The organism is Bradyrhizobium sp. YCK136 (assembly GCF_044570075.1).
GTDB lineage: Bacteria > Pseudomonadota > Alphaproteobacteria > Rhizobiales > Xanthobacteraceae > Bradyrhizobium > Bradyrhizobium diazoefficiens.
This window is the reverse complement of sequence record NZ_CP172424.1, coordinates 4789539-4806933: the sequence shown is the minus strand read 5'-3', so window position 1 is coordinate 4806933 and position 17395 is coordinate 4789539. Positions and strand designations below refer to the sequence as shown.

The window sequence follows — 17395 nt, the reverse complement described above, 5'->3', positions numbered from 1 at the left end:
AGAAGCCCGATTTCGACAGCGCTTTGACAGTTCAATGGCCGCGACGCTTCCCCCGCCCCGCCTTCTGCCCAGTGGCGACAGCGCCGTCACGGTCGAGTTCAGCCGCACCATCGACGATGCCGCCAACCAGCGCGTGCTGGCACTCGACAAGGCGCTCGCGGCAAACCCGATCGACGGCATCACCGAGACCGTGCCGACCTATCGCTCGCTGCTGGTGCATTACGATCCCGGCAAGATCGGCTTCGACGCGCTCGGCGAAAAGCTCCTCCCGATCGCGACCCAGCCGCTGCCGCCGGCCACCAGGACGCGCCGCTGGCGCATCCCCGTCGCCTATGGCGGCGAGCATGGCATCGACCTCGAGGATGTCGCCAAGGCGCTGAACACAACGCCTGGCGACATCGTCGCCCGGCACGTCGCCGGCGACTACAAGGTTGCCATGATCGGCTTCACGCCGGGCTGGTCCTATCTCAGCGGCCTGGACAAATCCCTGCACATGTCGCGGCGGCAGAACCCGCGGCTGCTGACGCCGGCCGGCACGATCTCGATCGGCGGCATCCAGGCCGGAATCCAGTGCCTGGCCGCCCCGAGCGGCTGGCACCTGCTCGGCCGCACGCCGGTGCGGACCTATCAGCTCCACCGCAATCCGACCTTCCTGACCGAACCCGGTGATCGCGTGACGTTTTTCGCCATCGACCACAAGACGTTCGAGGAACAGGACCGCGCCGCCGAGGCCGGCGAGATCATCGCCGAGCAGGTGGTCGCATGAGCCGGCTCATCGTCGCCAGCATCGGCCCTGCAAGCTCCGTCCAGGATGGCGGACGGCACGGTGCGCAGCGCTACGGCTTGACCGTGAGCGGGGCGATGGACCGTCTGTCGCTCGCGGCCGCGAATACGCTGGTCGGCAACGAGCCGTTCGCGGCCAGTGTCGAGATCGGCCCGTTCGGCGCCACCTTCACCGCCCGTGACGGCGCCGTGCGCGTGGCGATTGCCGGCGCGCCGCGCAATGCCGACGTCGCGGGGCGACCGGTCGCCATGGACACATCGGTGACGCTGAAGGACGGCGAGACGCTGACGCTCGGTTTCGCCCGCGGTGGCGCCTTCACCTATCTCGCGATCGAAGGCGGGATCAAGGGCGAGCCCGTGTTCGGCAGCCTCGCGGTCAATGCCCGCGCCGGCCTCGGCAGCCCCTACCCGCGCCCGCTCCAGGCCGGTGATGAGTTCAGCGTCGATGCCGCGAGCGGCGCGCCCGAACTGCGGATCGAGCTGCCGAAGCCCGTGAGCGGTCCGATCCGCGTCGTGCTGGGCCCGCAGGACGACGAGTTCGACGACGCCAACAAGGCGCTGTTCCTGGACAGCGAATGGAAGATCTCGGCGACCTCCGACCGCATGGGCTACCGGCTCGAAGGCCCTGCGATCAAGCATCTGCACGGCCACAACATCGTCTCCGACGGCACCGTCAACGGCAGCATCCAGGTGCCCGGCAACGGCTCGCCGATCGCGCTGATGATGGACCGCGGCACCTCCGGCGGCTATCCGAAGATCGCAACCGTGATCACGGCCGATGTCGGCCGTCTGGCGCAGACCTCGGCGGGGACCGCGTTCCGCTTCAAGGCTGTCAGCATGGCGGAGGCACAGGACGAGGCGCGCAAATTCGCGCAAGCCATCCGCAGCCTGCCCGATCGCCTCCGCTCCGCCGACACCGTCGCGCTCAACATCGAGGCGCTCAGCGATGCTAACGTCGCGGGCTATGCGGTCAGCGCGGTGGATGCCGGAACGTGGCAGGTCACGGCGGAGCCGTAACGACAAGACGACCAGAGGCGGAGAGCAACCATGAAGACGATCGATCTCAATTGCGACCTCGGCGAAGGTTTTGGCGCGTGGGAGATGGGCAACGACGCCGCGATGATCGAGCTGGCAAGCTCGGTCAACGTCGCCTGCGGCTTCCATGCCGGCGATCCCGACATCATGCGCCGGACGGTCGAGCTGGCGAAAGCCCGCGGCGTCTCGGTCGGCGCGCACCCAGGATATCGCGACCTGCACGGCTTCGGCCGGCATCCGATCGCGGGCCTGAAGGCCTCCGAGATCGAGAACCTCGTCGCCTACCAGATCGGCGCGTTGCAGGCGATCGCGACCGCGGCCGGCCACAAGGTCACGCATGTGAAGGCGCATGGTGCGCTGTCCAACGTCGCCTGCGAGGACGACATGACGGCCAAGGCGATTGCCGCCGGCATCAAGGCGGTCGATCCCAGCCTGATCTTCGTCGTGCTCGCCAATTCGAAGCTGGTGAAGGCCGGCGAAGCGGCCAATCTGCCGATGGTGCACGAGGTGTTCGCCGACCGCGCCTATGAGGACGACGGCAACCTCGTCTCGCGCAAGAAGCCCGGCGCGGTGCTGCACGATGCCAAGGCGATTGCCGACCGCGTGGTGCGCATGGTGCAGGACGGCGCGGTGGTGTCCGTGACGGGCAAGGTGATCAAGATGCGGACGGATACGGTCTGCATCCACGGCGATACGCATGGCGCGGTCGAGATCGCGCGGACCTTGCGTCAGGCGTTGAAGGATGCGGGGATCGAAGTCGCGCCGTTCAAGCGCGGGGCGTAATCAGAATGGGTGCACCGAGAGCGTGCCGAACACGATCGCGGCGATGACCGCGAAGGCGCTGTAGAGCCCGACGTGGTGCATGCTCGCGCCGGTCCGGCGCGAGAGCGAGCGCGCGTAGAAGTGCAGCCTGGCTTCCGCCGATAGTTCGCGCATGGTCGATCTCCAACGCCCCATTTGCGCGAGTATGAAGGATCAACCCTGGCGGGAGGCAAGATGGCGGCGAAAATAGCGATGGTGGTTCTCTGAAGGCGCCCCGTCGCAGGTGCAAATTCTCTTCACACGCGGGTTCCGAGAATCTTATTCGTTAAGATCCGAGCCAGTTGGAACCGGCCCGGGTGACGGTGGGATGACAGCCGGACTTTAGGCCCTGGACCCGGTCCAAACAAAAATGGCGAAAACAACCCCATGCACAGTAGAAACGCGAGCTCGGCGTGACGCCCGGCGCTTGCTCCGCCGGGACGATTCACGCTGATCTTGTCGCGCCTTAGTAGACGTCAGCCTGGAAGCGGCCGGTCTTCTTGAGCTCGGCGACAAAACTGACGGCTTCGTCGGTCGAGCGCGCCCCGAACTGGGCGACGATATCGACCAGCGCACGCTCGACGTCCTTGGCCATGCGCTTGGCATCGCCGCAGATGTAGAGATGCGCGCCCTCGGCGAGCCAGGTCCACAATTCGCGGCCGACCTCGCGCATGCGGTCCTGCACGTAGAACTTCTTCTCGCCGTCGCGCGACCAGGCCAGCGACATGCGCGTGAGCAGGCCCGAGGTCTTCATCGCGTTGAGCTCTTCCTGGTAGAAGAAGTCGCAATCGCTGCGCTGGTGGCCGAAGAACAGCCAGTTCTTGCCCGGCGCGCCGGTCGCCTTGCGGTCGAGCAGGAAGGCGCGGAACGGCGCGATGCCGGTGCCGGGGCCGATCATGATAACCGGCGTCTTCGGGTCCTGCGGCAGGCCGAAACCATGCGCCTTCTGCACATAGACCTTGAGCTTCTCGCCCTCAGCGATGCGCTCGCCGAGGAAGGTCGAGGCGACGCCGATGCGTTTGCGCTTGCCGATCACATAGCGCACGGAATCGACCGTCAGCGAAAGTTTTCCCGGCGTCGCATTGTGCGAGGACGAGATCGAATAGAGCCGCGGCTGGAGCGGCTCCAGCGCCTCGACGAAGGCTTCGGGATGCGGCCGTATGCCGGAAAACTTTTGGAGCGCCGCCATCACGTCCAGCGTGGCGGCGTCGCCATCGGGATCCTCGCCCTGCGCCAGCGCCCGCGCCTTCTCGCGCTGCGCACCCCCGGTGATGAAGGAGATCAGTTCGAACAGCGAGTCCGGCGCCGGCGACAGCGAGACGTCGTCGATCAGCACCTCGCGCAGCGTCTTGCCGTTCACCTTGGTGGTGTGGGAAGCGCCGAGCAGTGCGATGATCTGGTCGACGAGGCCGACATCGTTGCGCGCGAACACACCAAAGCTGTCGCCGACGATGTAGTCGAGCTTGCTCGCGGAGAGATCGAACTCGACGTGATAGGTCTCCTTCTCCGACTTCCCCTTGTTGAGGAGGCGCCGCGACAGGAACGTCGCCTCGGTCGGATTGTCGCGCGAGCGGCCCGGCTCTGCGATCGTCACGGTCACAGCCGGCGCTGCCACCGCATCCGCCTTGTCAGCCCCCTTGTCGCCCGCCTTGGCCGCCGGCGCCTTGTCCAGCTCCTCGTACAGCGACTTCAGCATCCGCGCGGTTTCCTTGCCGCCGGGAACACACAGGTTGAGCCGCGCTTCGCTGCGGGTGGCGATCGCCTCCGAATAGTCGTGGCAATTGTAGCCGCACTGGCCGCAATCCTGCTGCGCCATCGCCGCCATCATCTTGCGGCGGACGGGACGCCCCTCTGCAAGCTTCATCCGGTCGGCGATCGGCATGGTCTGGTCGTGCCACGGCGCTTCGCCATCGTCGCCGTCGCCGGCTTGCATGATGGCTGCGCCCTGCTCCGCCGACAGGGGCGTAGCCACATCAGGCGACAGCAACCCGGCAAAGAATCCGTTCAGCCAGGAGCGCTGCGCATCGGAGAACGGGGCGCTGGCGGGAATGATATCGAGTTTCGGCGGAGGGGTGATCTGGTTCATGCGGACACCTGTGCATCGGCAAGCTTGCGCAGCGTCTCGCCGTCATGGCGGCGCGCAAAGGAGAGGAAGGTTTCGTCGGGCGAGGCGCGATGGGCGATATAGGCCTTGAGCAGCGCTTCGACCGTCTTCGGCGCGTCCTCGGCCTTGAGGTCGTGATAGACCTCCTGCCCGACGTCGGCGTCGGGGCCGAACCCGCCGCCGGTGAAGAGGTGATAGCCCTCGACCGTGTCGTCCTCGTTCACCGGCACCCGCGCTCCGATCAGGCCGATGTCGCTGATGTAGTGCTGCGCGCAGGAATGGTGACAGCCGGTGACGTGGATGTTGACCGGCTTGTCCATCTCGACGCGCGGCTCGCACCAGTCGCCGATCTCGGCGGCGTGGCGTTTGGTGTTGGAGGCGGCGAAGCGGCAGCCGGCATTGCCGGTGCAGGCGATCAGGCCGGCGCGGATATGCGAGGCCTCGACCGCGAGCCCGATCTGCTTGATCGCGGCAATCGCAAGCTCGACGTTCTCGTCGCGCACGCCCGGGATCAGCAGGTTCTGCCAGACCGTCAGGCGGATCTCCCCGTCACCGAGGTCCCGCGCGACCTTGGCAAGGCCCCGCATCTGATCACAGGTGAGCTTGCCGAGCGTCAGCGAAACGCCGATCCAGTTGAGGCCGTCCTGCTTCTGCTTGTGCACGCCGATATGAGCCATGCGGTCAGCCGCAGGCCGCGGCGCAAACGCCTCTTCCGGCACGCGCGTGAATGGCGTCTTCAGCCGTTCCTCGACGAGCTTCAGGAAGCCGTCATGGCCCATGGCGTCGAGCACATACTTCAGCCGCGCCTTGTTGCGATTGGTGCGGTCGCCATGGTCGATGAACACGCGCACGATGGCATCGGCGACAGCGGTCGCCTGCTCCGGCTTGACGATGATGCCGGAATACTTTGCAAAATCCTTGTGGCCGGTGATGCCGCCGAGGCCGAGCCGGAACCAGACCCCGGGCTCGACGCCGAACCCGTCCTTCACCTCGAACGCCGTGAAGGCGATGTCGTTGGTCTCTTCCAGCACCGCGATCCTGCCGGCGCCGTCGAAGGCGACGTTGAACTTGCGCGGCAGGCCGTAGAGCGAGCGGTCGTTGAGGATGTGGTAGTGCCACTCGCGCGCAAACGGCCGCGTGTCGATGATTTCCTGCGGATCGATGCCGGCGGTCGGCGTCCCGGTCACGTTGCGGATGTTGTCGGCGCCGGAGCCGCGCGAGCACAGGCCGAGATCCTGGATGCCCTCGATCAGCTTCACGGCGTGCTTCGGCGGGATCTCGCGAAGCTGGAGGTTGGCGCGCGTCGTGACATGGCTGTACGGCCCGCAGAGATCGTCGGCGAGATCGGCAAGGCCCGACAACTGCCAGTGCTTCATGATGCCATTCGGGATGCGCAGGCGGCACATGTAGGAGTCCTGCGTCGGCGCGACATAGATGATGCCGTAGTAGCGCCAGCGGAAATTGTCTGCCGGGCTCGGCGGCGCATTGTCGAGCGCCTGCTGGCGCAGCCGCGGATAGGCGTCGAAAGGATGCTCGTCGCGCTTGAACTTCTCCTGGTCGGCGAGCTTCTTGCCCGAGGCGATGACCTTGTCCTGCGCCTTGATGTGCACGGCATCCGGACCGGTCGGCTCGGCATTCGCCTTGCCGGAGCCGCCACCAAGACCGCGACCGACCCGGCTGATCTGCAGACCGGTCGTGAAGCCTTCGAGATAGCGCTTCTGCTCGTCGGTAAAGTCGACTGAGACTGTTTCGAGTTTCATGGTCAGTAACGAAGCTCCTGCGGCCACCGGGGTGGTATCGACGGAAAATTGCGCGACCCGCGAGGCACTCGGCTGGCTCAAGAGCCTGCTCTGCACCCAACGGTCCGATCAGCTTCGTTGCTGCGGGACTCGGCTCAGCAGGCGTATGTGACAAGCTGGCCGCAGTGCAACATACAAGTTGCGTGCCAGCTTCATCGAAATGAGAATTGCTGCAATTTCAGATCATTAGGAGTGCCCCCGGGAACTCCCGGGCGGGGAACTCTCACGAAATTCGAGCAGTCAGCCCAAAATTTAGACGAGGAGCCGAGGTGCCTAAAAACGATGCAGGCTCGAATCAGGCCTTCCAGCGACCGACTTCGAAGGCCTCGAGATGTCCCCTGATATTGTCGGGATCGAAGACGGGGCCGGCGAACGCCCCGAACGCCGCGGGAGCCTCACTGGGCGCCGCTCGGCTGCCCAGGGCGGCATCATAAAGATCCGGCCTGAACACCGCCATCGCCGTCTTGACGCCATCCGGCGCCAGCGCCGTCTGTCCCCAGCGCACCATCTGGGCGTAGAGCCAGGCGGCCTGGACCGGATCCGGGCGCCCCGCCCCTTCGCGTCCGACCAGGAGGTAACGGCCGCTTTCGCGGAAGGTGCCGTCGGGCGAGATCTTCAGGCGTCCCGTGAGCGTGCGCTGGATCACCTCGGCATCGACGCCGATCCGCTCCGGCTGCGCCAGGATGCGCGCGGCCTCGATGCGGTTCTCCGGATGCTCGATGAACTCGGCGGCCTTCACGGCCGCGCGCACGAGGCTAGCGACCACGTCCGGATTCTTGTCGGTCCAGGTCTGGCGGACCGCCAGCACCTTCTCCGCCGCGTGGACGAGGATGTCCGAGACGAAATGCAGGATGTGGCCGATGCCGAGATCGACCGCGATCGAATTCCAGGGCGCGCCGACGCAGAACGCATCGACATGGCCGTTCGCGAGGCTGTCCACCATGTAGGGCGGCGGCAACACCACCAGCCGCACATCCTCGTCGGGATCAACGCCGGCCGCCGCCATCCAGAACCGCAATTGGTAATTGTGGGTCGAGAACGGAAAGGTCATGCCGAAGGTCAGCGGATCGGCACCTAGCTTGCGCCGCTTGGCGACCACCCGAGCCAGCGCTTTCGCCGTAACGAGCGGGTCGAAGCGGTCGCCGTCGATCTCCTCCATCAGCGCGGCATGGAGCGTCGGCGACACCGTGATCGCGTTGCCGTTGATGCCGAGATTGAAGGGCGCGGCGATCGGCACCTTGACGTGGCCGAGCCCGAGTGAGGACGCGATCGCCACGGGCGCCAGCAGATGGGCGGCGTCGAACAGGCCGATATTGAGCTTGTCGCGGACGTTGGACCAGGAGACCTCGCGCACCAGTTCGACGTCGAGGCCTTCGGCGGCGGTAAAGCCCTTGTCGACGGCGACGATCAGCGCGGCGGCATCGACCAGCGGAATGAACCCGATGCGAAGCGGTCCGGTCATTTCAGCATCTCCGACGCGGTGATGATCGACTGGGCGATCTCGCCGATTTTCTTCTTCTCGCGCATCGCAGTCGAGCGCAGCAGCACATAGGCCTCGTCCTCGGTGAGGCCCTTCACCTTCATCAAGATGCCCTTGGCGCGCTCGATGATCTTGCGGTCCTCGAGCTGCGACTTGGTGCGCTCGAGTTCCTCCTGAAGCTTGGCGAAGGCGTTGAAGCGGGACACGCAGAGGTCGAGGATCGGCTTGATGCGCTCCTTCTTCAGCCCGTCGACGATGTAGGCGGATACGCCCGCCTCGACCGAGGCCTGGATCGAGGCTGAATCGCTCTGGTCGACGAACATCGCGATCGGCCGGCGCACGGCGCGGCTGACCTGGAACATCGCCTCCAGCACGTCGCGGCTGGGGTTTTCGAGATCGATCAGGATGATGTCGGGATCCACCGCATAAATACGGGCCAGCAGGCTCTGCATCTCGCGGATATGGGCGACCTGCGTGAATCCGGCCTCCCGCAACCCCTCCTCGAGGATCGCGGCCCGGATCGGGCTTTCGTCGACGATCACGATTTTGGGCGACTGCTCGGCGCTCATGGCTCACTCACGTCAGGTGATTCATCCATAGCACGCCGGAACGCCCTGCAAAGGGTTGTAATTGACCGCATTTAGGACTAGCTCCTGCCGATCAATCAGGCAGATCAAGAGATATGCAAGAGACGGCTGCGCCCAAGGTCAGCTTCGTGTCGCTCGGATGCTCCTGAGACAACGAATGTAAACTTTCAAAGCCGCCCACTCCCGCCCGACGGCAGCTGCCATCTGGGCTTACGCTCTCACGGAATCCTCGCACCAGCTATCATCCTGCCGAGAAGTGGCACGGCGGCCAACACCGCCCTCTCGTTCTTGCCGGAGACCGCCAGCCGCACGACATAGGAGTTGCCGTCCTTGTCGACATCAACGTAATGCGCGATCACTTCGACCGGTTGGTCCTTCAGGGACGGATTGTCGTACCGGTTGATGATGACACCGGGGCTGGCCGAGGGAAGCGAGGTGATCTTGGCATTCTTGCCGGACGTCGCCGCCCAATCCTGATCGCTCGTTGCGACCCATTGAACCAGTTCGGTTCGATCCTTGTTGTAGCGGCCTTCGGCATAGATGATTGCTTCGGCGTTACCGAATCCCTTCCCCCTGGGCACGAACATGGAGGCGCCGTACTTGAGGCTTGCGGCCTCGTCCCTCGCCCACCCGTCGGGCGCCTTCACGCGCGGCCTGAATTCCGGGCACAGGCCTTTTTGCCCGTCGCAAACACGTAAGATCTTGTCGACTTCAGCCCGCGCCGGAAACATCGCGCTCCAGGAAATAACAGCGAAAACCATGCTGAAGATGAAGCGGCGCATCGCAGTCTAGCTCCGTGGAAATACGCTAGTACCCACTTTTCTTGGAACGTGAGTCGTGATTCAAGGTCGGGATGATACCCGAAGCAAGAGAAGTCCACCTTTCGAGGAAAGATCGCAAGGTGCTTGAGGCGTGCTGTCGCTCACCGGTGACGTTGCAGCGCGATTTGAAGCGGGCGCGGATAGTTCTGTTGGCGGCGGATGGGCGCAGCACCCGGTCGATCGCCAAGGAAGTTGGGGTCCAGCCGCGGATTGTCAGCCTTTGGCGGCATCGCTATGCCGACCATGGCCTTGAAGGGCTGCAAGACAAGCCGCGGCCTGGCAAGCAGCCGATCTATACGAAGACGACCGACAAGCGGATTCTGAAGCTGCTGGATAAGCCGCCACCGCAAGGGTTTGCGCGCTGGACCGGCCCCCTGCTGGCCGAGGCGCTGGGCGATGTCGATGTCCAATATGTCTGGCGGTTCCTGCGCAGCCACAAGATTGACCTGGTGGCTCGCAAGTCCTGGTGCGAGAGCAACGACCCGAACTTTACGGCCAAAGCCGCCGATGTTGTCGGCCTCTATGTCGCGCCGCCGGCGAAGGCCATTGTGCTGTGCGTGGACGAGAAGCCCTCGATCCAGGCTTTGGAGCGAGCGCAGGGTTATCTGAAGTTGCCCAATGGCCGCGCCTTGACCGGCCAAAGCCACGATTACAAGCGGCATGGCACCACAACATTGTTTGCGGCGCTCGAAGTCGCCACCGGAAAGATCATCGCGACCCATTCAAAACGCCGGCGCCGCGTCGAGTTTCTCGATTTCATGAACAGCGTCACCGCGGCTTTTCCGAACCGCAAGCTTCACGTCATCCTCGACAACCTCAACACCCATAAAAAGAACGAGGACTGGCTCAAGGCCCACCCCAACGTGCAATTTCATTTCACGCCGACAAGTGCGTCATGGCTCAATCAGGTCGAAGTATGGTTTTCCATCTTGCAGGGGCAGTCGCTCAGCGGCACCTCCTTCACGAGCCTCAAGCAGCTTCAGGAACACATCGATGCCTACGTCAACGCATACAACGACAGAGCCGAGCCCTTCGTCTGGACCAAGAAAAAGGTCCGTCAACGCCGTTTCAAAGGCCGCCGTATCACTCAGCTCTGCGTGAGTCGTGATTCAAGGTCGGGATGATACCCGAAGCAAGAGAAGTCCACCTTTCGAGGAAAGATCGCAAGGTGCTTGAGGCGTGCTGTCGCTCACCGGTGACGTTGCAGCGCGATTTGAAGCGGGCGCGGATAGTTCTGTTGGCGGCGGATGGGCGCAGCACCCGGTCGATCGCCAAGGAAGTTGGGGTCCAGCCGCGGATTGTCAGCCTTTGGCGGCATCGCTATGCCGACCATGGCCTTGAAGGGCTGCAAGACAAGCCGCGGCCTGGCAAGCAGCCGATCTATACGAAGACGACCGACAAGCGGATTCTGAAGCTGCTGGATAAGCCGCCACCGCAAGGGTTTGCGCGCTGGACCGGCCCCCTGCTGGCCGAGGCGCTGGGCGATGTCGATGTCCAATATGTCTGGCGGTTCCTGCGCAGCCACAAGATTGACCTGGTGGCTCGCAAGTCCTGGTGCGAGAGCAACGACCCGAACTTTACGGCCAAAGCCGCCGATGTTGTCGGCCTCTATGTCGCGCCGCCGGCGAAGGCCATTGTGCTGTGCGTGGACGAGAAGCCCTCGATCCAGGCTTTGGAGCGAGCGCAGGGTTATCTGAAGTTGCCCAATGGCCGCGCCTTGACCGGCCAAAGCCACGATTACAAGCGGCATGGCACCACAACATTGTTTGCGGCGCTCGAAGTCGCCACCGGAAAGATCATCGCGACCCATTCAAAACGCCGGCGCCGCGTCGAGTTTCTCGATTTCATGAACAGCGTCACCGCGGCTTTTCCGAACCGCAAGCTTCACGTCATCCTCGACAACCTCAACACCCATAAAAAGAACGAGGACTGGCTCAAGGCCCACCCCAACGTGCAATTTCATTTCACGCCGACAAGTGCGTCATGGCTCAATCAGGTCGAAGTATGGTTTTCCATCTTGCAGGGGCAGTCGCTCAGCGGCACCTCCTTCACGAGCCTCAAGCAGCTTCAGGAACACATCGATGCCTACGTCAACGCATACAACGACAGAGCCGAGCCCTTCGTCTGGACCAAGAAAAAGGTCCGTCAACGCCGTTTCAAAGGCCGCCGTATCACTCAGCTCTGATTCCGGGTACTAGAACAGAATAACAACGAAAACGTGCACGTTGGAGCAATCCATCTCGGCTCCTCCACTCGCACGATCGGAACCGGCCCATAGGTTAGTTATTGAATTTCGCCATCGGTTCAATTAGTTGGATCGCTAAATCCGGACAATTCAGATCTAGGCTCCAGGCGATACCATGGACAGAGCGCCCCGCATTTCATTCACGTCACTCGGATGCCCCAAGGCATTGGTGGATTCCGAGCGCATCATCACGCGCCTGCGCGCCGAGGGCTACGAGCTCGCCCGCAAGCATGACGGGGCCGACATCGTCATCGTCAACACCTGCGGCTTCCTCGACAGCGCCAAGCAGGAATCGCTCTCGGCGATCGGCGAGGCCATGGCCGAGAACGGCAAGGTGATCGTGACAGGCTGCATGGGCGCGGAACCCGAGCAGATCGAGCAGGCCTATCCGGGCGTGCTCTCCATCACCGGCCCGCAGCAATATGAGAGCGTGCTGGACGCGGTCCACCGCGCGCTGCCGCCCGCCCACAATCCGCATCTCGACCTGGTGCCGCCGCAGGGCATCAAGCTGACGCCGCGGCACTACGCCTATTTGAAGATCTCCGAGGGCTGCAACAACCGCTGCACCTTCTGCATCATCCCGAAGCTGCGCGGCGATCTGGTCTCGCGCCCGGCCAATGACGTGCTGCGCGAGGCCGAGCGGCTGGTCGGCGCCGGCGTCAAGGAGCTGCTGGTGATCTCGCAGGACACCTCGGCCTATGGCGTCGACCTGAAATACGCCGAGAGCCCGTGGAAGGACCGCCAGGTCCGCGCCAAATTCCTCGACCTCGCGCGCGAGCTCGGCGAGCTCGGGGCCTGGGTCCGGCTGCAATATGTCTACCCCTACCCGCATGTCGACGAGGTCATCGCGCTGATGACGCAAGGCACGGTGCTGCCCTATCTCGACATCCCGTTCCAGCATGCGAGCCCCGAGGTGCTGAAGGCGATGAAGCGCCCGGCGGCGCAGGACAAGACGCTGGCACGGATCAAGCGCTGGCGCGAGGAATGCCCTGATCTTGCCCTGCGCTCGACCTTCATCGTCGGCTTCCCCGGCGAGACCGACGCGGACTTTGCCTATCTGCTCGACTGGCTCGACGAAGCCGAGATCGACCGCCTCGGCTGCTTCAAATACGAGCCGGTTGCCGGTGCGACGTCGAATGCGATCGCCAATCCCGTGCCGGAAGAGGTCAAGCAGGAGCGCTACAACGCGCTGATGGCGCGCCAGCAGAAGATCTCGGCGCGCAGGCTGAAGCGCAAGGTCGGCACGCGCCAGCAGATCATCATCGACGAGGTCGGCCCGACCGTTGCCCGGGGCCGGTCGAAGGCCGATGCGCCCGAGATCGACGGCGCGGTCTACCTGTCGAGCCGCCGCCCCTTGCGCGTCGGCGAGATCGTCACGGCAAAGATCGAGCGCGCCGACCAATACGACCTGCACGGCAGCGTCGCGGGGTTCTGAGAGCACTCCGTCAACGGGCTCAACCCAGCGTCGCCCGGTAAATCCCGTCCTCGCCGAAGTGATAGAGATGCCTGCCGCGGCCCTGCAAACGGCCGCGCGGTCGCGCTGAGCCGTCGGGCATGAACAGGTATGCCCGCCTCACAAGAATCATGCCCTCTCGATCCGATCGTCCGATGTAGGCCACATTGGGTGGATCGTCGTATTGGCCCGAGAACAGAATCTCCGTCTCGGACATTGCGAACGCGTGGCAGCCTCGAAGCTTCGTTTGCTTCCAGGTCAATTCGAAGTCTGCGCCAATCCGATAGAGCGGGAAATCCGAGTAGAAGAAAATGGCGGCCTCTGGGCCCGCCACATTGAGCGCGTAGCAGTCGTCAATCGTGTGGTCTGCATCTGCTGGAAATTCCCAGACCTTCTCTCCCAAAGTCGAGAAGCAAACCAAGCCGGCCTGCCCGACCGAACTGCCAAAAACACCCTCGTCGAAATACCCAATCCAGATCCGTCCGAGGTCATCGATCTGGAGATCGCTGATGGCATCGCCGAGGCCGACGCGGTCTGCTCGTCCGGTCCGGGGATCAAAGATGACTCCGTTCAGGTCGTGGTCGGTCTCGGCCCGCCAGTTGTGTCTGCGGCTCGCCAGCAAGACCCGCCCGTCGGGAAAGAGGTCGACATGAGAATGGCCGAGCTCAAGCGGAGGCAGATCGATCCATAGCTCCGATCCGGCAGCCGACTTGTGCAGACCGTAACGCTTCAACCTTTCCATCTTCGGATGCGGCAATACGCCAGAAGCGCGCAACGCGGCTGCAGTCGATGCGCTGTCTCCCGAGGACTCGAACAGGAAAAGTAGCGACTGATCGCCCGCAACCCCGCTCGCAACGAGCGAAAATCCGAGACGCGTCGGCGCCGTGCCAATCTTTTCGAACTGTATCGATCTAATCAAACGAGCCCCCGATGCTGCCTGAGGCAGCATCACCAAGCGCGCGCCGGGCGCAAGCGCGAAGTCGCGATCAGGCTTCGGCCAGCCATTTCGGCACCCAGCGCTCCGGACGCGGCGCGCGGGCGAGGTCGGCCTGTGCCTCGGCTAATTTTGCCGGCTCGCCCCCGATCGTCGGGCGCACATCGTGTTCGAAGTTCGTCATGTCGCTTCTCCCGACCCCTGCCGTCCATCATGCGCGGAAAACACCTCCTTGGCTGCGAACAGCCCGTTCACCGCCGCCGGGAAGCCCGCATAGACGGCCATCTGCATGATGATCTCCACGATCTCGTCGCGAGACAGCCCGACGTTCAGACCCGCCTCGATATGCACTTTGAGCTGAGGCGCGGCATTTCCGAGCGCCGTCAGCGCGGCGATCGTCGCGATCTCTCGATCGCGCAGGCCGAGATCCGGGCGGCTGTAAATGTCGCCGAAGGGAAACTCGATCACGTATCGTGCGAAATCCGGAGCGATGTCGGCGAGTGAGGCGACGACCTTTTCGCCGGCTCTGCCGTCAATGCGTGACAGGGCCCGCTGGCCGCGATCGAAGCGGCTTTCGGCTTGTGTTTGGGCGTGCGTCATTTTCCTTCGTCCTCTGTTCGCCGCCGGCATAGCCGGCGATCTTGGTATCAAGGACGAGCAGGCATTCCTGGAGTTCGGCAATCTCCGTGCGAACCTGTTCCCGGTGGATTTCCAGCATCTGCCGCCGGGCTGGCCCAGTGGCTTCGCCTTCATCACGAAGCGCCGCATAACGCAACATGTCCCGGATCGGCATTCCCGTGGTCTTGAGCCGACCGAGGAATTCGATCCATGTGAGGATCGATGCGTCAAAGTCACGCTGGCCGGAACGATCCCGGTCTGCGTATGGCAGCAGCCCGATGCGCTCATAATAACGCAACGTGTGAGTCGACAAGCCGGTTCGTTTTGCGAGGTCGCCGATCTTCATGTGTGCCCGTTCTCGTACTGACGCACGTACAGATACCCCTTCGAGCGCACTCTAAGTCAAGGGGGATCAAAGGTGCCGTTCCCGCGAGGTCAAGATGGCACGACAGCAGAAGATTTCGGCGCGCCGGCTGGGCGGCAGCATCGCGGGATTCCGAGCTTCAGGATGCCGCCAGCCATTTCGGCACCCAGCGCTCCGGGCGCGGAGCGCGGACGAGATCGGCCTTCGCCTCGGATAGCAGCGCAGGCTCGCCGTCGATGGTCGGGCGCAGATCGTATTCGAAGTTCGGCATGACGCGGCCGTCGGCGTAGAGCCCGAAACTCATCGCGTACCACAACCCGAGCTCGGGCTGTGCGCGGCGCATCTCTTCGCGCAGGTCGCGCAGCAGGGATTCGATCGAAGAAGCTTCCTTGAACGGCTGCGGTCCACGCGTGAGGACGCGCGCCTGATACTGCGCGCCCGATATCGCGACCTCGAAGTTCGTCTTGTCCCAGGGCTTCTTCCCCTTCGGCAGATGCGCAGCCAACCGCCAGCCCAACTCGGCCATCAGGCGGTGATTGGCCCAATAGTCCTCGCGATCCCGGCTCCATTTTTCCACGAAGCCGCGAAAGTCGGGAAGCTCCGACGATGCGTCGTCCGGCGTCATCGGCTCGCCAGCCGGCCGCCCGGCGAGCCACCGCGCAAGCTCGACCGTCTGACACTCGACCTCGTCATGCGGCAGCAGGTCGCTCCAGGCATTACCGAATTGCTGCGACGTCAGTTTTGCAAGCAGGCCGTCAAGGCTCGGCGCCAGCAGCTCGTAGTCGCCCTCCGACCCCAGACCGACGATCGGCGGATTGTCCCGGTCGAGACCGGCACCGTACCACCCGCCGACGGCCGAGCCGTCCGGAAGTCGCATGAACAACGAAAACCTGTCACGCAGGGGACTGCCGTCGACGATCGGCGCATGATCGGAGAACTGGCCTTGCAGGGAGAAGCGGCCGACGCTGCCCCACGGGCGCCCGTTCAGCCAATCGGCGAATTCGACAAGCAGGGATGGCGCTTCGATGCCCGGCGGAAATGCGCCGCGAATGCTGTCGAGGTCGATCGGGTAAGGCGTATCGGACAAGGCTGAATACTGTCTGGTTGGTCACGCCAGTGTTGGTCTCAACGGACCAGCGTCCGGTTCGAACCAATTCGCATCCTTCGATCACAAACGCGCCAGAGGCTCAATGGTTTCTGCGCGGCTATCGATGAAATACAATCACGAGGTTGGTATCCGGGCCGGGCTGTGCGCGATTGGCACAGCATTGATCCTGCTTGCACTTCCCGCCGCTGCGCAATCGCCATCACCCGCCCAGGCGCGGCAATGGTGTTTCGGCACCGACAAGGTCGGCGACGACCGGCGCCTCGCCGGCTGCTCGGCGGTGCTGCAAGCCAATCCCTCCAATGCGCTGGCGCTTGCCAACCGCGGCGAGATCTTCCGGCGCAAGGGCGACGCCGAGCGTGCGCTCGCCGATCTCAACCGCGCCATCGATCTCGAGCCGAACGACGCCATCGCCTGGTACAATCGCGGCATTGCCTATGACGATCTCGGCGATCGCGACCACGCCATCGCCGACTATACGCGCGCGATCCGGCTCAAGCCAAATGACGCGCTCTACTACAACAACCGCGGCAATTCCTACATCGGCAAGAACGACTACGCCCATGCGCTCGCCGACTACGATCAGGCCATCAAGCTCGATCGGACATTCGCGCTCGCCTATTTCAACCGCGGCACGGCCTATCGCGAGCACGGCGAGGCCGATCGCGCGCTCGCCGATCTCGACATGGCGATCAGGCTCGATCCCAACTATGGCCCGGCCTACGGCAACCGTGCACGCATCTTCCGCGACAAGGGGGAGCGGGCCCGGGCGCTGGCCGATTTCGGCAAGTCGCTTCAACTCATGCCGAACAACGACCGCGACGCCTATGCGCGCGCGAACATGTATTTCGACGACCACGACTACGCGCGGGCGCTGGAGAATTACGACCGCGCGATCAAGGCCAATGCGAGCTATGCCGGCGTGTTCAACGCCCGCTGCATGACGCGCGCGATCCTGGGACAATTGCAGGAGGCGCTGGCCGATTGCGAGCAGTCGCTCCGGATGCGCCCGGGCGATCCCTACACGCTGGACAGCCGCGCCCTCACCTACCTCAAGCTCGGCAATCTCGACGCGGCGATTGCGGACTACGACGCGGCGCTGAGCGCAAAGCCGGAACTCGACAGCGCGCTCTACGGCCGCGGCCTTGCGAAGCGGAAAAAGGGCGATGCTGACGGCGCCGAGCGCGACATCGCCGCGGCCAGGGCGATCAATGCCGGCATCGCCGACGTGTTCGCCCGTTACGGCGTGCAGTAATTTCTCTGCGC

At 63.9% G+C, this 17395-nt stretch carries 17 protein-coding genes and 1 pseudogene; 7 read left to right on the top strand and 11 right to left on the bottom strand.

What is annotated here, in order from left to right:
* The first annotated feature begins 34 nt into the window (after positions 1-34).
* The 3 genes from pxpB to ACFLEY_RS23545 are packed head-to-tail and all read left to right on the top strand — an operon-like array spanning position 35 to position 2601.
* Positions 35-766, top strand: coding sequence for a 5-oxoprolinase subunit PxpB (pxpB, locus tag ACFLEY_RS23555; protein ID WP_060912211.1), 732 nt, complete (start codon positions 35-37; stop codon positions 764-766).
* Entirely contained in the window at positions 763-1800 is a 1038-nt protein-coding gene (locus ACFLEY_RS23550) for a biotin-dependent carboxyltransferase family protein (RefSeq protein WP_211433390.1), read from the top strand. Before pxpB ends, ACFLEY_RS23550 begins: the two co-directional genes overlap by 4 nt.
* Positions 1801-1830: 30 nt before the next feature.
* Positions 1831-2601 carry a LamB/YcsF family protein gene (locus ACFLEY_RS23545; protein WP_011087339.1) on the top strand — a complete coding sequence of 257 codons (771 nt, stop codon included), beginning with the start codon at positions 1831-1833 and terminating at the stop codon, positions 2599-2601.
* Here the strand turns inward: ACFLEY_RS23545 and ACFLEY_RS23540 are convergent, their stop codons facing one another.
* From ACFLEY_RS23540 to ACFLEY_RS23515, 6 genes are all read right to left on the bottom strand, one after another.
* Positions 2602-2754, bottom strand: coding sequence for a hypothetical protein (locus ACFLEY_RS23540; RefSeq protein ID WP_014495196.1), 153 nt, complete (start codon positions 2752-2754; stop codon positions 2602-2604).
* 331 nt (positions 2755-3085) lie between these two features.
* Entirely contained in the window at positions 3086-4705 is a 1620-nt protein-coding gene (locus ACFLEY_RS23535) for a sulfite reductase subunit alpha (protein WP_060912210.1), read from the bottom strand.
* Positions 4702-6483, bottom strand: a complete 1782-nt coding sequence (locus ACFLEY_RS23530) for a NirA family protein (RefSeq protein ID WP_060912209.1) — start codon at positions 6481-6483, stop codon at positions 4702-4704. Before ACFLEY_RS23530 ends, ACFLEY_RS23535 begins: the two co-directional genes overlap by 4 nt.
* A gap of 334 nt (positions 6484-6817) precedes the next feature.
* Complete coding sequence (locus tag ACFLEY_RS23525; RefSeq protein ID WP_060912208.1) at positions 6818-7984, bottom strand: CmpA/NrtA family ABC transporter substrate-binding protein; 1167 nt, start codon at positions 7982-7984, stop codon at positions 6818-6820.
* Positions 7981-8571 carry an ANTAR domain-containing response regulator gene (locus tag ACFLEY_RS23520; protein ID WP_011087344.1) on the bottom strand — a complete coding sequence of 197 codons (591 nt, stop codon included), beginning with the start codon at positions 8569-8571 and terminating at the stop codon, positions 7981-7983. The genes ACFLEY_RS23525 and ACFLEY_RS23520 overlap by 4 nt, the downstream gene beginning before the upstream one ends.
* Before the next feature lie 236 nt (positions 8572-8807).
* The gene (locus ACFLEY_RS23515) at positions 8808-9371 is read right to left on the bottom strand and encodes a hypothetical protein (protein WP_060912207.1); all 564 of its coding nucleotides are present in this window, start codon (positions 9369-9371) and stop codon (positions 8808-8810) included.
* 71 nt (positions 9372-9442) lie between these two features.
* On the opposite strand from ACFLEY_RS23515, the gene ACFLEY_RS23510 reads away from it, so the two are divergent.
* From ACFLEY_RS23510 to rimO, 3 genes are all read left to right on the top strand, one after another.
* The gene (locus ACFLEY_RS23510; protein ID WP_396604948.1) at positions 9443-10534 is read left to right on the top strand and encodes an IS630-like element ISRj1 family transposase; all 1092 of its coding nucleotides are present in this window, start codon (positions 9443-9445) and stop codon (positions 10532-10534) included.
* Positions 10531-11595, top strand: coding sequence for an IS630-like element ISRj1 family transposase (locus tag ACFLEY_RS23505; protein ID WP_026192128.1), 1065 nt, complete (start codon positions 10531-10533; stop codon positions 11593-11595). Before ACFLEY_RS23510 ends, ACFLEY_RS23505 begins: the two co-directional genes overlap by 4 nt.
* A gap of 175 nt (positions 11596-11770) precedes the next feature.
* Positions 11771-13090 (top strand): 30S ribosomal protein S12 methylthiotransferase RimO, encoded by a 1320-nt coding sequence (gene rimO, locus ACFLEY_RS23500; RefSeq protein ID WP_011087346.1) that lies wholly within the window; start codon positions 11771-11773, stop codon positions 13088-13090.
* Between the two features lie 19 nt (positions 13091-13109).
* On the opposite strand, the gene ACFLEY_RS23495 is transcribed toward rimO, so the two are convergent.
* The 5 genes and pseudogenes from ACFLEY_RS23495 to ACFLEY_RS23475 all read right to left on the bottom strand — a co-directional run bounded on the left by ACFLEY_RS23495 (position 13110) and on the right by ACFLEY_RS23475 (position 16111).
* Positions 13110-14057, bottom strand: coding sequence for a hypothetical protein (locus ACFLEY_RS23495; protein WP_249163363.1), 948 nt, complete (start codon positions 14055-14057; stop codon positions 13110-13112).
* Between the two features lie 37 nt (positions 14058-14094).
* A pseudogene (locus ACFLEY_RS23490) lies at positions 14095-14226 on the bottom strand (hypothetical protein); the annotation flags it as partial.
* Entirely contained in the window at positions 14223-14642 is a 420-nt protein-coding gene (locus ACFLEY_RS23485; protein ID WP_038967418.1) for a carboxymuconolactone decarboxylase family protein, read from the bottom strand. The gene ACFLEY_RS23485 and the pseudogene ACFLEY_RS23490, both read right to left, overlap by 4 nt.
* Positions 14575-15006, bottom strand: coding sequence for a MerR family transcriptional regulator (locus tag ACFLEY_RS23480; protein WP_028173985.1), 432 nt, complete (start codon positions 15004-15006; stop codon positions 14575-14577). The genes ACFLEY_RS23485 and ACFLEY_RS23480 overlap by 68 nt, the downstream gene beginning before the upstream one ends.
* A gap of 157 nt (positions 15007-15163) precedes the next feature.
* Positions 15164-16111 (bottom strand): hypothetical protein, encoded by a 948-nt coding sequence (locus tag ACFLEY_RS23475; protein ID WP_060912206.1) that lies wholly within the window; start codon positions 16109-16111, stop codon positions 15164-15166.
* Positions 16112-16235: 124 nt separating this feature from the next.
* Here ACFLEY_RS23475 and ACFLEY_RS23470 point away from each other — a divergent pair, with 124 nt between their 5' ends.
* Entirely contained in the window at positions 16236-17384 is a 1149-nt protein-coding gene (locus ACFLEY_RS23470) for a tetratricopeptide repeat protein (protein WP_249163362.1), read from the top strand.
* Positions 17385-17395: the final 11 nt, after the last annotated feature.